The 15,308-nt window shown below is 61.8% G+C and carries 10 protein-coding genes; 6 read left to right on the top strand and 4 right to left on the bottom strand.

Going from position 1 to position 15,308, the window contains the following annotated elements; all coding sequences use genetic code 11:
- Positions 1-36 precede the first annotated feature (36 nt).
- The 6 genes from BM131_RS00415 to uvrA all read left to right on the top strand — a co-directional run bounded on the left by BM131_RS00415 (position 37) and on the right by uvrA (position 11,071).
- Positions 37-3,357 (top strand): YhdP family protein, encoded by a 3,321-nt coding sequence (locus BM131_RS00415; RefSeq protein ID WP_090184028.1) that lies wholly within the window; start codon positions 37-39, stop codon positions 3,355-3,357.
- Positions 3,354-4,412 (top strand): tRNA preQ1(34) S-adenosylmethionine ribosyltransferase-isomerase QueA, encoded by a 1,059-nt coding sequence (queA, locus tag BM131_RS00410; protein ID WP_090184026.1) that lies wholly within the window; start codon positions 3,354-3,356, stop codon positions 4,410-4,412. The genes BM131_RS00415 and queA overlap by 4 nt, the downstream gene beginning before the upstream one ends.
- Before the next feature lie 92 nt (positions 4,413-4,504).
- The gene (locus tag BM131_RS00405; RefSeq protein ID WP_090184023.1) at positions 4,505-5,782 is read left to right on the top strand and encodes an MFS transporter; all 1,278 of its coding nucleotides are present in this window, start codon (positions 4,505-4,507) and stop codon (positions 5,780-5,782) included.
- A 66-nt stretch (positions 5,783-5,848) separates the two neighbouring features.
- The gene (locus tag BM131_RS00400) at positions 5,849-6,430 is read left to right on the top strand and encodes a DUF924 family protein (protein ID WP_090184020.1); all 582 of its coding nucleotides are present in this window, start codon (positions 5,849-5,851) and stop codon (positions 6,428-6,430) included.
- A gap of 75 nt (positions 6,431-6,505) precedes the next feature.
- Entirely contained in the window at positions 6,506-7,906 is a 1,401-nt protein-coding gene (gene lpdA, locus BM131_RS00395; RefSeq protein WP_090184018.1) for a dihydrolipoyl dehydrogenase, read from the top strand.
- A gap of 285 nt (positions 7,907-8,191) precedes the next feature.
- A complete protein-coding gene (gene uvrA, locus BM131_RS00390) occupies positions 8,192-11,071 on the top strand; it encodes an excinuclease ABC subunit UvrA (protein WP_090184015.1) in 2,880 nt (959 codons plus the stop codon).
- Between the two features lie 69 nt (positions 11,072-11,140).
- On the opposite strand, the gene BM131_RS00385 is transcribed toward uvrA, so the two are convergent.
- The 4 genes from BM131_RS00385 to BM131_RS00370 all read right to left on the bottom strand — a co-directional run bounded on the left by BM131_RS00385 (position 11,141) and on the right by BM131_RS00370 (position 15,125).
- Complete coding sequence (locus BM131_RS00385; protein ID WP_090184013.1) at positions 11,141-11,908, bottom strand: hypothetical protein; 768 nt, start codon at positions 11,906-11,908, stop codon at positions 11,141-11,143.
- Between the two features lie 174 nt (positions 11,909-12,082).
- Positions 12,083-12,952 (bottom strand): 3-hydroxyisobutyrate dehydrogenase, encoded by an 870-nt coding sequence (gene mmsB / locus BM131_RS00380; protein ID WP_090184010.1) that lies wholly within the window; start codon positions 12,950-12,952, stop codon positions 12,083-12,085.
- Positions 12,949-13,989 (bottom strand): enoyl-CoA hydratase/isomerase family protein, encoded by a 1,041-nt coding sequence (locus tag BM131_RS00375; RefSeq protein WP_090184008.1) that lies wholly within the window; start codon positions 13,987-13,989, stop codon positions 12,949-12,951. Before BM131_RS00375 ends, mmsB begins: the two co-directional genes overlap by 4 nt.
- A complete protein-coding gene (locus BM131_RS00370) occupies positions 13,986-15,125 on the bottom strand; it encodes an acyl-CoA dehydrogenase family protein (protein ID WP_090184005.1) in 1,140 nt (379 codons plus the stop codon). Before BM131_RS00370 ends, BM131_RS00375 begins: the two co-directional genes overlap by 4 nt.
- Positions 15,126-15,308 lie beyond the last annotated feature (183 nt).

Below are 15,308 nucleotides of genomic sequence, written 5' to 3'. Positions count from 1 at the left end.
GGCAAAGATAAAGCCAAAGGCAGGCCAAGGCAGGATATGACGCAGACCGATCAGCCACCGCAGCCACCGCAGCCCCAGCGGCGCAAGCGCGGCGACCGCCGGGGCAAGGGGTTTCATGCCTTTCGCACCTTGCTGTTGCTTCTGGTACTGCCGGTCGTCTTTGCCGTGATCGCGCTGGTGATGATGTTCGACCGCGACATTACTGCGCCGTCTTGGGTGACGGATTTGGTGGCAGAGCGGGCCAGCACCATGCTTGGCGGGGGCAGCATCGACTTTGGCGATATCACGCTGCGCGTGGGGCCGGACCTGCATCCGCGTGTGCGATTGTATCAAATGCAGGTGGCCGATGCGGCGGGCACGCCGCTGGCGCAGATCGACACGGTTGATGCCACAATCAGCCCGCGCGGGCTTTTGTTCGACCGCGCCGCATTGGTGCAGAGCGTGGCCCTGTCTGGCACGGCGATTGACCTGACCCGCGATGCGCAGGGCCAGATGCGGCTCACATTTATGCTGCCGGAGGCGGGCAATGGCGCTTTGCTGGCGGACGGCCTTGTCGGGCTGGTGCGCCAGATCGACACGCTGCGTGACCGGCCAGTTCTGGCGGCGTTGGAAAGCCTGACGCTGGACGGCCTTGACGTCACCTACCGGGACGAGCGGGCAGACCGGACCTGGACCGCAACGGGCGGCAGCTTTGCCTTTGGCATCGACGCGCAGAATACAACGGCGACTGCGCAGTTGCAGGTTGCGGGCGATAGCGGTGTGTCGGGGCTTGGGCTGCGGCTGGACAGTCCGCGCGGCAGTGACGCCGCCGCGATTGCGATGACTATAACTGACGCGCAGGCCCGCGATCTGGCCAGCCAATCCGCTGCGCTGCGTTTCCTTGGTGCGCTTGATGCGCCGATGTCGGCCAGCCTGCGCACGGGGCTGAACGCGCAGGGCGAACTTGGCCCTTTGAACGCGACACTGACGATCGGTGCAGGCGCGTTGCAACCGGGTCCGCAAACCGCGCCGCTGCGCTTTGATGGCGTCACGGCCGCGCTTAGCTATGATCCGCAGGCGCAGCGGCTGGAATTTAGTAACGTCAGCATCGCGTCTGAATGGGGCAGCTTGCAGGCGCGGGGGCAGGCATTGGCCCGCGATTTTGATCGCGGCCTGCCGGATGCGCTGGTGGGGCAGTTTACCCTGACCGATATCGCGCTGAATCCCGCGGGGCTGTATCCGGCGCCGATCACGCTGGATCAGGCTGACATTGACCTGCGCCTGCGGCTTGACCCGTTCCGGCTGGATATGGGGCAGATCAGCCTGTCCGACCCGTCCTTGACCCTGACCGCCAGCGGCGCGCTGAATGCCACGCCGGACGGCTGGAATGCTGCCGTCGATCTGCAAAGCCCTGCGCTCAGCGCCGCGGACGTTCTGCGCCTGTGGCCTGATGGCATTCGCCCCGGCACGCGGCGCTGGTTCACCAATAATATCTTGGCCGGCGATCTGTCGGACGTCGTTGCAGGTTGGCGGATGCGCCCCGGCGAAAGGGCGACGCTCGCCGCAGGGTTTGCCTTTGACGGCGCCTCTGTCCGGTTCCTGAAACAAGAGCCGCCGATTGTGGATGGCGCGGGTTATGCCACCCTGGCGGATGACGCCTTCGTGCTGCGTTTGGACAAGGGCCAAGTCATCGCGCCGCAGGGCGGGGCGCTGGATGTGGCGGGATCGGTGCTGCAAATCCCCAATATCCGCATCAAATCGGCACCGATGGTGCTGGATGTCGCGACAAGTGGCAGCATCACCGGCACGCTGGCCATTTTGGACCAACCGCCGTTCCAATACCTGACCAAGGCGAACTTGCCCGTCACGCTGGCCGATGGGCGCGCTTCGGTGCACGCCCATGTGACCTTGCCGCTGAAGCCTAAGATTGCACCGGACGAGATTGCTTTTGACGCCACAGCAAACCTGTCCCGCGTGCGCAGCAGCACGCTGGTCAAAGGGCGGACCTTGGCGGCCAGCGATCTGGCAGTCAGCGTGGACCGCACGGGGATGCAGATCCGCGGCTCAGCAACGTTGGACGGTGTGCCGCTCAATGGTCAATTCGCGCAGGAATTTGGCCCAAGCCGGGGCCCCACACAGATCACGGGCCGCGTGAACATCACCCCGCAAGCGCTTGAAACCTTTGGTATTGCGCTGCCTGCGCGCACGGTCACCGGGGCTGGGACCGGGCAGCTTGCTGTGACGCTGGCCAAGGGCGCGGCCCCGCGCTTTACCCTGACGTCCGATCTGGTTGGGCTGGGCCTGTCGGTGCCCGCCATCGGCTATACCAAATCGCGCGGCAGTTCCGGCACGCTAGAGGTCAAAGGCACCCTTGGCGCCAATCCGGCGGTCGAGCGGTTGTCGCTGCGCGCGCCCGGTCTGCAGGCGACAGGTGCCGTCAGCCTGACCACTGGCAACCAGCTGGATGCCGCGCGCCTGTCCCGTGTCGTCGTCGGCGATTGGTTCGACGGCGCTGTCACCCTGCGCGGACGCGGCAGAGGCCGCGGCATCGGAGTCGAAGTGCTGGGCGGCGCGCTGAACCTGAGCCGCGCCAGCTTTGGCGGCAGCAGTGGCGGCGCGGGCGGCGGATCGGGGCAGGGCCTGCCGATTTCCGTCCGGCTGGACAGCTTGACCATCGCGCAAGGGCTGCAGCTGACCAGCTTTCGCGGCAATTTCGATACCACGGGCGGCTTTGGCGGCGACTTTACCGGTCTGTTCAACGGCCAAGCCGGGATCGCGGGCAGCGTGTCGCCATCGCGCGGGCGCAGCGCGGTGCGTATCCGGTCGGACGACGCGGGCGCGGTGCTGCGCGCGGGCAAGTTTTTGGACGGCGCATTTGGCGGAACGCTGGATCTGACCTTGGTGCCTGCGGGGGACGCGGGCACATTCGACGGCACGCTGGGCCTGCGGCAACTGCGGGTGCGCGACGCGCCCGCAATTGCCGAATTGCTGGACGCCATCAGCGTCGTGGGTCTGCTGCAACAGCTGGATGGGCAAGGCCTCGCCTTTGACGAGGTGGACGCCCAATTCCGCCTGACCCCCAGCCAGATCGTCGTGACGCAATCAAGCGCGGTGGGGCCGGGGCTTGGCATTTCGCTAGATGGAATCTACACGCTCGGCAGTCGGGCTGTGGATTTTCAGGGGGTGGTGTCCCCCTTCTATCTGCTGAACGGGATCGGCAGCTTTTTGACCCGCAAGGGCGAGGGGTTGATCGGGTTCAACTTTACGGTGCGCGGCACACCCGGTGCACCGCAAGTGGGGGTGAATCCGTTGTCGGTCTTTACCCCCGGCATGTTCCGCGAAATCTTTCGCCGCCCTGTGCCAGAGGTAAGTCCATGAAACTGTCCGATTTTGATTTCGACCTGCCGGAAGGCCTGATCGCAACCCGCCCCGCACGGCCGCGCACGTCGGCCCGGCTGTTGGTGGCGACCCCGGACAGCATCACCGATGCGGTGGTGTCCGATCTGGGCGACTGGCTGCGTCCCGGCGACCGGATGATCCTGAACGACACCAAGGTGATCCCCGCCCGCCTAGAAGGGCTGCGCCACCGCAGCGGCGAGGCAGGTGATACCGCCGCCCGGATCGAGGTGACGTTGCTGCAACCCACTCCGGATGCCCATTGGATGGCGCTGCTGAAGCCGCTGAAAAAGGTGCGCGACGGCGAAGAGATTGTGTTCGGCGATGATCTGCGCGCCACTGTGGTCGGGCGCAGCGATGGGCAGGCAGAGCTGCAATTCAACCTGACGGGCGACGACTTTGATGCAGCCCTGCTGCAGGTCGGCGCGATGCCGCTGCCCCCTTATATCGCGGCGCTGCGCCCGGCGGATGCGGCAGATAAGGAAGACTACCAAACCGCTTGGGCCCGCCATACCGGCGCTGTCGCAGCCCCCACCGCATCACTGCATTTCGATGCCGCATTGCTGGACCAACTGGCCGCAAAGGGTGTGCAGTTTACCCATGTGACGCTGCATGTCGGCGCAGGCACGTTCCTGCCGGTCAAGGTGGATGACGTCAGCGAGCATAAGATGCACAGCGAATGGGGGCAGGTGACGCAGGCCGCCGCTGACCAGATCAACGCAACACGCGCCGCAGGTGGGCGCATCATTCCCGTTGGCACCACCGCCCTACGTCTGATCGAAACCGCCGCAACCGATGATGGCGTTCAGGCGTGGGAGGGGCCGACGGATATCTTTATCACGCCCGGTTTCAAATTCCGCGCCGCTGATGCGCTGATGACCAACTTTCACCTGCCCAAATCGACGCTGATGATGTTGGTGAGCGCACTGATGGGGCAGTCGCGGATACGTGATGTTTACAAACACGCGATATCCAGCCGATACCGCTTCTTTTCCTATGGTGATGCTTCGCTTTTGCTGCCACAGGGCGACGCTTGAACAATAGCGACACAAGGTGTCGTTTTCAGTCCTGACATCGGCCCAAGTGGACCGATAGACGGCGACTAGATCTGGCCCGAAAGGCACCCGCGATGATACAAGTTCTTGGCAGCTCTTGGGCGCTTTTCCTTGGCATGTTCATGCTGATGATCGGCAACGGCCTGCAAGGTACCCTTCTTGGCCTGCGCGGAGAGATTGAGGGCTTTAGCACCCTGCAACTGTCGATCGTCATGTCGGGCTATTTCGTCGGCTTTCTTTTCGCGTCCAAAATGGCACCCGAAATGATCCGCCGCGTCGGTCACGTGCGGGTCTTTGCCGCGCTGGGGTCCACGATTTCCGCAGTGCTGATCATGTATCCGGTGCTGGCCGATCCGATCGCTTGGACGCTGGGCCGCGTTGTCATTGGCTTTTGTTTCTGCGGCGTTTACGTGACTGCCGAAAGCTGGCTGAACGATGCGTCCAGCAATGAGACCCGCGGCCAAGCGCTATCGCTTTATATGATCGTGCAGATGGCGGGCATCGTGACGGCCCAATTCATCATCACGCGCGGCGATGTATCAGGCTTTGTGCTGTTCATCGTGCCCTCTGTGCTGGTGTCGATGGCCTTTGCGCCCATCCTTTTGTCGATCAAACCAACGCCCGCCTTTGGCCGCACCAAGCCGATGAAAGTCGTGCAGTTGATCCGCACCTCGCCTTTGGCAGCGGTCGGTATGTTCCTGCTGGGCGGCGTGTTTTCGGCGCAGTTCGGCATGTCGGCGGTTTACGGTGCGCGGGCAGGTTTCAGCGTCGGAGAGATTTCTTTGTTCGTGTCGGCCATCTATCTGGCGGCGCTTGTGGCGCAGTATCCGATTGGCTGGATGTCAGACCGCCTTGACCGCCGCATCTTGATCATCGCGGTGGCGCTGATTGGCGGGGTCGGGTGCCTGGCCGGTGCGTTCTGGCCAGCGTCCTATACGCTCGCCGTGGTATCCGGCGCACTTGTCGGCGGCACGTCGAACCCGCTGTATGCGCTGCTGATCGCCTATACCAACGACTACTTGGAAAAAGAGGATATGGCCGCGGCATCCGGTGGTTTGCTGTTCATTAACGGTGTCGGTGCGATCATGGGTCCGCTGACGCTGGGCTATATGCTCGATACTATGGGGCCGCGCGGATATTGGGTGTTCCTTGGCGTGCTGATGTTTGCCGTCGGGATGTACGGTATATTTCGGATGACCCGCCGCAGCCGCGCCGATATCGGCAATGATAATGTGACCACCTATGCCAACTTCCCCATGACCACCTCGCCGATCTTGGCCGAGATGGCGCAAGAGGTCTATTTGGACGCCGAAGAAACAGGAGAGGCCGCACTGGCCGAACCTGCGGAATAACACTTGTCTTAGGGTCAACCGTCTGTTTGTCTGAGGCTAATCGCGCCAGACAAAAAGGGCCATATTGTGAAAACCGCTCAGGATGTGTTGGCCTTTTGGCTAGATGAATGTGGCCCTGCCGACTGGTATCGGCAGGATGATGCGCTGGATGCGCGCATCCGTGACCAGTTTTTGGCGACATGGAATCGCGCGGCGGATGGCCACCTTGGCCTTTGGCTGACCTGCCCAAGCGAGACGCTGGCCTATATCATTCTGACCGATCAGTTCCCGCGCAATATGTTCCGGGGTCAAGGCGACGCCTTTGCCACCGACGCGGTGGCGCGGGCGGCGGCCAAGATGGCAATTGATCGCGATTGGGATATGCAAATCGATGCGCCCGCGCGGCAATTCTTTTACCTGCCGCTGATGCATTCGGAAAACCTGACCGATCAGGACTGCGCCGTGCGCCTGTTCCACACCCGGATGCCGGATGCGGGCGGCAGTAATCTGACGCACGCCCGCGCGCACCGCGCGATTATTCGCGACTTTGGCCGTTTCCCCTATCGTAATGACGCGCTGGACCGCGCGACCACAGCGGCAGAGGCGCAGTTTTTATCGGGTGGCGGTTATGGCGCGGCGCTGCGCCAGTTGCAGGCCGCAGACGCCTGATTGCGACCTCTGGCCATTCGGCTTATAATAGTTCAGTATTAAACCAGTTTTCAACGGACCCGCAGGAGAGACCGCATGGCCGCCCAAAACTTTGATGTGATCGTGATTGGTGCCGGCCCCGGCGGCTATGTTGCAGCTATTCGTGCAGCGCAACTGGGCCAGAAGGTTGTGATCGTTGAACGTGAAAATCTGGGCGGCATCTGCCTGAACTGGGGCTGCATCCCGACAAAGGCGCTGCTGCGCTCGTCCGAGGTGTTCCACCTGATGCACCGCGCCAAGGAATTTGGCCTGTCGGTGGAAAAGCCGGACTTTGACCTGACCGCCGTCGTCGCGCGGTCGCGTAAAGTCGCAGGCCAGTTGTCGGGCGGCATCGGCCACCTGATGAAGAAAAACAAAATCTCTGTCGTGATGGGCGAGGCCAAAATCACCGCCAAGGGCAAGGTTTCGGTCAAGACCGAGAAGGGCAGCGAAGAGCTGACTGCGAAGAACATCGTTCTTGCCACCGGTGCCCGCGCGCGCAACCTGCCGGGACTAGAGGCCGACGGCGATCTGGTCTGGGCCTACCGCGATGCGCTGCAGGCCAAGCGGATGCCAAAGGATCTGCTGGTCATCGGATCGGGCGCGATTGGCATCGAATTTGCCAGCTTCTTTAACACGATGGGGTCGAATACGACCGTCGTCGAAGTTATGGACCGCATCCTGCCCGTCGAGGACGCCGAGATTTCTGCCTTTGCCAAGAAGCAGTTCGTCAAGCAGGGCATGACGATCATGGAAAAGGCCATCGTTAAGCAGCTGGACCGCGACCCTAAGGCGGGCAAGGTCACGGCGCATATCGAAGTTGGCGGCAAGATCGAAAAGAAGGTCTTTGATACCGTGATTTCTGCCGTGGGTATCGTCGGCAACGTCGAAAACCTTGGTCTGGAAGAACTGGGCGTCAAGATCGACCGCACCCATGTCGTGACCGATGAATACTGCCGGACCGGGGTCGAGGGGCTTTATGCCATCGGCGACATCGCCGGCGCGCCTTGGCTGGCGCATAAAGCGTCCCACGAAGGCGTCATGGTCGCAGAGCTGATCGCGGGCGGCCACCCGCATGCGGTGAAGCCCGAAAGCATCGCTGGCTGCACCTATTGCTATCCGCAGGTCGCGTCCGTCGGATACACCGAAGCGAAAGCAAAGGAGCTGGGTTTTGACGTCAAAGTCGGGAAATTCCCCTTCATCGGCAACGGCAAAGCGATCGCCTTGGGCGAGCCTGAGGGCATGATCAAGACGGTGTTCGACGCAAAAACCGGCGAGCTGCTGGGGGCCCACATGGTCGGCGCGGAAGTCACCGAGCTGATCCAAGGCTATGTGATCGGCCGCCAGCTAGAGACGACCGAAGAAGACCTGATGAACACGGTCTTCCCGCATCCAACGCTGTCCGAAATGATGCACGAAAGCGTGCTGGATGCTTACGGGCGTGTGATCCACATGTAAGCGTTTTAGGGCGAGGGTGCTGGGGGCGCTGCCCCCGGCCTGCGGCCTTCCCCCGGAATATTTGGGACGAGAAGAAGGAGGACTGTCTGCGCAAGCGGGCGGTCCTTTTTATTGCGCGGTGGAGGGGGCGCTGCCCCCGCCGCTGGCGCGGCCCCCCGGAGTATTTTGGGCAAGATGAAAGGGGAACGGGACCGAAATGGGGTATGTTCATCGTTTGTTCATTTTTGGGGCTGGCAATTGGGTTTTGGCTTGCTATCTGATGGGGGACACCGCCTTGGGGGCAAAATGGCCGAGCTGAAGAACATCGAAGTGCGCGGCGCGCGCGAACATAACCTGAAGAACATCGACGTGGATATTCCGCGCGACAAGCTGGTGGTGATCACCGGTCTGTCGGGGTCGGGCAAATCCTCGCTCGCGTTTGACACCATCTATGCCGAAGGGCAGCGGCGCTATGTGGAGTCGCTGTCGGCCTATGCGCGGCAGTTCCTTGATATGATGGAAAAGCCTGATGTGGATCACATCAGTGGCCTGTCGCCTGCGATTTCGATTGAGCAAAAGACGACGTCAAAGAACCCGCGCTCTACCGTTGGCACGATCACCGAAATTTACGACTATTTGCGTCTGCTGTTCGCGCGCGCTGGCACGCCGTATTCGCCGGCCACGGGCCTGCCGATTGAGGCGCAGCAGGTGCAGGATATGGTCGACCGCGTCATGGCGATGCCAGAGGGCACGCGCGGTTATATGTTGGCCCCGATCATTCGCGACCGCAAAGGCGAGTATCGCAAGGAATTCCTGGATCTGCGTAAGCAGGGTTTTCAGCGGGTCAAGGTGGACGGCCAATTTTATGAACTGGACGAGCCGCCAACGCTGGATAAGAAATTCCGCCATGACATCGACGTCGTGGTCGACCGTATCGTGGTGCGCGAGGGGCTAGAGACGCGGTTGGCGGACAGCTTCCGCACCGCGCTTGACCTTGCAGACGGCATCACCGTGCTGGAAATTGCCGCCCCTGCGGGGGAGGAGGGCGCGCCAGTGGTCGAGCCAGAGCGCGTGACCTTCTCCGAGAATTTCGCCTGTCCGGTGTCTGGATTTACCATTCCCGAAATCGAGCCGCGACTGTTTTCGTTCAACGCGCCCGTGGGCGCTTGCCCGGCCTGTGATGGCCTTGGGGTCGAGCTGTTCTTTGACGAGCAATTGGTCGTGCCGGATGTGACGCTGAAGATCGCTGATGGTGCGCTGGCACCTTGGCGCAAGGGCAAGAGTCCCTATTTCCTGCAGACGATCGAGGCGATTGCAAAGCACTACGGCTTTAACAAAAACGCGCGGTGGAAGGATCTTGATCCCAAGCACCAAGAGGTGTTTCTGCGCGGGTCTGGCAAAGAAGAGATCAAATTCCGTTATGATGAAGGCGGGCGGGTCTATCAGGTGTCGCGTCCGTTCGAGGGTGTCATTCCCAATATGGAACGCCGCTACCGCGAGACGGACAGCAATTGGATTCGCGAGGAATTCGAGGGATTTCAGAACAACCGCCCTTGCGGCACTTGCCACGGGTTCCGTCTGCGCGAAGAGGCGTTGGCGATCAAGATCGGCGGCTTGCACGTCGGCCATGTTGTGCAGATGTCGATTGCCGAAGCCTATGACTGGTGCCTTGCGGTGCCGGACCAGCTGAGCAAGCAGAAGAACGAGATCGCCAATGCGATCCTGAAGGAAATCCGCGAACGGCTAGGTTTCCTGAACAATGTCGGCCTGAATTACCTGACGATGGCGCGGAATGCGGGCACGTTGTCGGGGGGCGAAAGCCAGCGGATCAGGCTCGCCAGCCAGATCGGATCGGGCTTGCAAGGTGTGCTGTATGTGTTGGACGAACCTAGCATCGGTCTGCACCAGCGCGACAATGACCGCCTGCTGACGACGCTGAAAAACCTGCGTGATCAGGGCAATACGGTGATCGTCGTCGAACACGACGAAGAGGCGATCCGCGAGGCGGATTACGTCTTTGACATCGGGCCGGGGGCCGGGGTGCATGGCGGCAATGTCGTGGCCGAGGGGACACCGGCCGAGATTATGGCCAATGAAAACTCGATCACCGGGATGTATCTGACGGGCAAACGCGAAATCGCGGTGCCCGCCGTGCGGCGCAAGGGGAACGGTAAGAAGCTGACGGTGGTAAAAGCCACCGGCAACAACCTGCACGACGTTACCGCCGATTTTCCGCTGGGCAAATTCGTCTGCGTGACCGGCGTATCGGGCGGCGGCAAGTCCACGCTGACGATCGAGACGCTGTTCAAGAACGCCGCGATGAAGCTGAACGGTGCGCGGCAAGCGCCCGCACCCTGCGAGACGATCAAAGGGTTCGAGCATCTGGACAAGGTCATTGACATTGACCAGCGTGCCATTGGCCGCACGCCGCGGTCGAACCCCGCGACCTATACCGGTGCCTTTACCCCGATCCGCGACTGGTTCGCGGGCCTGCCAGAGGCGAAGACACGCGGCTATAAACCGGGGCGTTTTTCGTTCAACGTCAAGGGTGGGCGCTGCGAGGCCTGTCAGGGCGACGGCGTTATCAAGATCGAAATGCACTTTCTGCCCGACGTCTATGTCACCTGCGAAACCTGCAAGGGTCAGCGTTATAACCGAGAGACCCTTGAGGTCAAATTCAAGGGTAAGAGCATCGCCGATGTCCTTGATATGACTGTGGAAGACGCGCAGGAGTTCTTTCAGGCGGTGCCGTCTATCCGGACGAAGATGGACGCGCTGGTGCGGGTTGGTCTGGGCTATATCAAGGTCGGCCAGCAGGCGACGACCCTGTCCGGCGGCGAGGCGCAGCGCGTCAAGCTGAGCAAGGAGTTGGCGCGTCAGTCCACGGGCCGCACGCTTTACATCCTTGATGAGCCGACGACCGGTCTGCATTTCGAAGACGTGCGCAAACTGCTGGAAGTGCTGCACGAGCTGGTGGATCAGGGCAACTCGGTCATCGTGATCGAGCATAACCTTGATGTCATTAAGACGGCGGACCACCTGATCGATATCGGCCCCGAGGGCGGCGATGGCGGTGGGCGGATCGTGGCCGAGGGCACACCGGAAGAGGTCGCCGAAGTCGAAGAGAGCCACACAGGGCGATATCTAAAGCCGATGCTGCAGCCCAAGCGGGTCGCTGCGGAATAAAAAACCGCCGCTGCGTTTTGGCGCAGCGGCGGGATGCCTCCGGCGGAGGTATTTAGGACCAGAAGAAGGTCAGACCGCGCCCAAGATCCGGATCAGTTGCAGCAGGTCATAGCTTTGGTCGGGCAGGGCGATGATCTGGTTGTCGAGGACGGCGTAATTCTGACCATCGCCCAGTGCGGGCAGATTGTAGCGGTTGATGAGCTGCTCTTGCGTCAGGGCCGCATCGGGCAGGACCGTGATGCTGTCTGCAAGCGTTGGGCGGGCCGCCAGCGTATTGATCGTCATCAGCTTTTCGTAGTCTTCCGCGCTCAGCAAAACGGGGCGACCGTCGATCACGGCATAACGTTTGCCTTCAGGCTCTGCCGGCAGGTCGAAGATCTGGCGGATCTGGGCAGAGGTCAGCGCTGTGTCGCGCGGTGCATCTGGGGCGGGAACAGCTGGGGTATAGGCGGTCCAGCGGTCGTCAAAGACGCCGCGTAGCGCATCCTGATCATAGCCTGCCCAGTCCTGATAGGTGACACCCTTTTTCGCAAGGCCAGGTGGCACGCAGGGTGGGTCTTTTTTCGCAAGGCCCGGCGGGCAGTTGGCGATGGTCCGATAGTCGTCGTCTGTAAACTGCGCGGCGTCCATATCGGGGGTCAGATAGATCAGGCCGCTGGCTGCGGCGATGCCGGTTGCGATGCGGGCCAGATCAGCGTTGCCGCCTCGGGCATTATCATTGCCGCGCGCAGGTTCTGCGCGGTCATACTTTTTGCCGTTTCCGTTTCCGCGACCATTGCCATTGTTGCCATGCCCGTCGCCATGGTTTTTGGGCGGATTGCGCATTTCCGCCGCCATGGCCTTGGCCTTGGCCTTTACCCTTCGCCTCGGCCACGAATGGCATGGCTGTCAGGGCCGCGATGGCGGTGAATGTGACGATATTTTTCATCTGTCGGTCTTTCCAGTGATCCGGTTCACAGGAAAAACGCAAAGCCCGGCGCGCCGTTCCGTGCGCGCCGGACCTGTCGGCGGTTATCCGCGCTTGCGGGCGGAAAAGCGCGGCAGCATGGCGGAAAAATCGCGTCCTGCGCCATCCTCGCGGTTCACAAACTGATCGTAAAGCGCGCGCGCGGCTTCCCCCAGCGGGGTGTCGGCGTCTGCAGACTTGGCGGCCGCCTGCGCGAGGGTCAGGTCCTTGAGCATCAGATCAGCCGCAAAGCCCGGCTTGTAGTCGTTGTCCGCGGGGGAGGTTGGCCCGATGCCGGGGGCGGGGCAATAGGCGTTCATGCTCCAGCTGGAGCCGGACGATGTGCTGACCACGTCGAACATCGCTTGGCGATCTAGGCCAAGGCGGTCGGCCAGATTGAACGCCTCGCAGGTGGCGATCATGGTCACGCCAAGGATCATGTTGTTGCAGATTTTGGCCGCTTGGCCATTCCCTGCGGGGCCGCAATGGACAACTTTTTGGCCCATGATATCGAACAGCGGTTTGCAGATATCAAAGGCCTCTTGCGAACCGCCTGCCATGAAGGTGAGGGTACCGTTTGTTGCGCCGCCGATGCCGCCTGATACGGGGGCATCAATCGCCAATAGTCCAGCATCTTCAGCGGCTTGCGCGACGTTCCTCGCGCTGTCCACATCCACGGTGGAACAGTCCAGATGCACCGCGCCCGGTTTCATCGCGGCGTGAATTTCAGCGGCAACGCTGCTTAGAATTGCGCCGTTCGGTAGCATGGTGATCACGACGTCAGCGCCGCTTGCCGCCGCAGCTGCGCTATCCGCCATTGTCATGCCGTCTGGCTTGGCGTGGGTGTCGAAACCGGTCACGGCGTGGCCCGCTTTGATCAGGTTCGCGGCCATGGGCGCGCCCATGTTGCCAAGGCCGATGAATGCGATGTTCATAAAGAAGTCTCCGGGTATAGGGCGTCGGGGCCAAGGGGCGCGGTCAGGGCCGCGATGTCGTCTGCGGGCACGTCCCAACTGGTGTGTCGCCATTTTGGGCTGCGGTCGCGGTCAATGATCGCGGCGCGGATGCCTTCAAGCAGGTCGGACCCCTGCTGACTGCGAAACGTGTAGCGAAATTCGTGGGTCAGGGCCGTGTGAATGGTAGGGTCCGCACGCACCGCTCGCACGATCTGCAACGTGCAGGCCATAGAAAGGGGCGAGTTCCGCTCCATCAAATCAAGCGCATTGGTGATCGGCGCGGGCGGCACTGCTGCGGGTTGTTGGCGAATGCCGGGCAGATCACCCGCGGCAAAGACGTTGTCGATATCGCTGCGCCAAGCGGCCAGTTTGCTTTGCGGTGCGGGCAGGGCGGCGGCCTGCACGGCGCTGGCATCACCGTCTGTGCACAGGGCAGCGATCAGGTCCGGCCAAGCATCCTGCGGGATCATGACATCGGCAAACCCGGCATAGACCGCGTCCCCGGCGTCCATCCGGTATCCTGTCAGCCCAAGGAATTCGCCCAGCCGCCCCGGTGCGCGCGCCAAAAGCAGCGTAGAGCCGACGTCGGGCACCAGCCCAATGCCGCATTCGGGCAGGGCGACGCGGGTGCTGTCGTCCACAACGCGGTGGCTGCAATGGCCGCCGATGCCAACACCGCCGCCCATGACAAAGCCCTGCATCAGCGCGACGATCGGTTTGTCATAGCCTGCAATCATCGCGTTCAGGCGGTATTCATCGCGCCAAAACCGACGCGCAGGGCCATAATCGCCGGCGGTACCTGTGGCATAGATCTGCGCAATATCGCCGCCAGCGCAGAACGCTTTGGGGCCGGCGGCGTCGATGATGACAAGGGCTATGGCGTCGTCGCTGCGCCATTTCACCAGCGCATCTTCGATCTGGATCACCATGTCCCACGTCAGCGCGTTCAGCGCCTTTTCCCGCGTGAGGGTGATGCGGCCTGCGCGGCCTTCGGTGCGGATATCAACGTCGCTCATGCTGATACCATGTCGCGGGCGACGATCATGCGCATAATCTCGTTCGTGCCTTCTAGGATTTGGTGAACCCGCAAATCGCGGACGATTTTTTCGATCCCGTAGTCCGCCAGATAGCCGTAGCCGCCGTGGAGTTGCAGGCATTGATCGGCAACCTGTGACCCTGTTTCGGTCACGAGCTTTTTGGCCATGGCGCAAAAACGGGTCGCGTCAGGTGCGCCGGTGTCCAGCTTCCATGCGGCCTGCCGCAAAAAGATGCGCGCCGATTGCATGGCGATTTCCATATCGGCAAGGCGGAATTGCAACGCCTGAAACTGGTCAATGGATTTACCAAAGGCCTTGCGGTCGGCCATATAAGCGCGGGTTTGATCCAGCGCAGATTGCGCGGCCCCCAGCGAACAGGCGGCGATGTTAAGCCGTCCGCCGTCAAGGCCCTTCATCGCATATGTGAAACCTTTGCCCAGCTCACCTAGCAAGTCACCCGCAGGAATGTTGCAATCGTCCAACTGGACCTGCCGCGTGGGCTGACTGCGCCAGCCCATCTTATCCTCTAGCCCGCCAAAGCTGAGCCCGTCTGATCCATCCATCACGACAAAGGCGCTGATGCCTTTGGGCCCTGCGTCGCCGCTGCGGGCCATGACGATATAAGCGTCCGAATACCCCGCGCCAGAGATGAAGGCCTTGGTTCCCGTCAGGGCGTATCCCGCGTCCGTCGGCACCGCTTTCGTCTTTAGCGCGGCGGCGTCCGATCCGCTGGCCGGTTCGGTCAGGCAATAGGACAACACAGTGTCCATGCTTAGCGCGTCGGGCAGCAGCCGGGCCTTCATGTCGTCGCTGCCGAACTGGTCGATCATGCGCGCGCACATGTTGTGGATCGACAGGAAAGCGGCGACCGACGGGCAGGACATTGATAGCGCCTCGAATACCAGCGTGGCGTCTAGGCGGCTGAGGTCGGTGCCGCCGGACTCTTCGGACACATAAAGCCCGCCAAAGCCCAGCTCTGCCAGCTTGGGCCACAGATCGCGGGGAATGGTGCCGTCTTTTTCCCATTGCCGGGCGAAGGGCGCGATATGCTCTGCTCCGCAGGCCTGCGCCATGTCAAAAATCGCTGATTGCTCTTGGCTGAGTGCAAAATCCATCGTTCCCCCCGAGTTGCCGCGCGCGTGAATTGAACGTGCGTTCAGAAAAGGATGCCGAAGGGTCAGCGGTTTGTCAAAAAGATAAAGCCCGCATCCGAACTTGGGACGGATGCGGGCCGCACCGGGACAGGGGCTGCATTGGGGGCAACCCGGATCTGGCCGGATATCAGGCGGGTTTGGGGC

The sequence above is a fragment of the Loktanella salsilacus genome, from assembly GCF_900114485.1.
GTDB classification, from domain to species: domain Bacteria; phylum Pseudomonadota; class Alphaproteobacteria; order Rhodobacterales; family Rhodobacteraceae; genus Loktanella; species Loktanella salsilacus.
This window is presented reverse-complemented; position numbering and strand designations above follow the sequence as displayed.

Excerpts from the sequence above, each read along its gene's own strand:
- BM131_RS00415 (WP_090184028.1), top strand. The coding sequence starts at position 37 with ATGACGCAGACCGATCAGCCACCGCAGCCACCGCAGCCCCAGCGGCGC.
- queA (WP_090184026.1), top strand. The coding sequence starts at position 3,354 with ATGAAACTGTCCGATTTTGATTTCGACCTGCCGGAAGGCCTGATCGCA.
- BM131_RS00405 (WP_090184023.1), top strand. The coding sequence starts at position 4,505 with ATGATACAAGTTCTTGGCAGCTCTTGGGCGCTTTTCCTTGGCATGTTC.
- lpdA (WP_090184018.1), top strand. The coding sequence starts at position 6,506 with ATGGCCGCCCAAAACTTTGATGTGATCGTGATTGGTGCCGGCCCCGGC.
- uvrA (WP_090184015.1), top strand. The coding sequence starts at position 8,192 with ATGGCCGAGCTGAAGAACATCGAAGTGCGCGGCGCGCGCGAACATAAC.
- BM131_RS00385 (WP_090184013.1), bottom strand. The coding sequence starts at position 11,908 with ATGGCGGCGGAAATGCGCAATCCGCCCAAAAACCATGGCGACGGGCAT.
- mmsB (WP_090184010.1), bottom strand. The coding sequence starts at position 12,952 with ATGAACATCGCATTCATCGGCCTTGGCAACATGGGCGCGCCCATGGCC.
- BM131_RS00375 (WP_090184008.1), bottom strand. The coding sequence starts at position 13,989 with ATGAGCGACGTTGATATCCGCACCGAAGGCCGCGCAGGCCGCATCACC.
- BM131_RS00370 (WP_090184005.1), bottom strand. The coding sequence starts at position 15,125 with ATGGATTTTGCACTCAGCCAAGAGCAATCAGCGATTTTTGACATGGCG.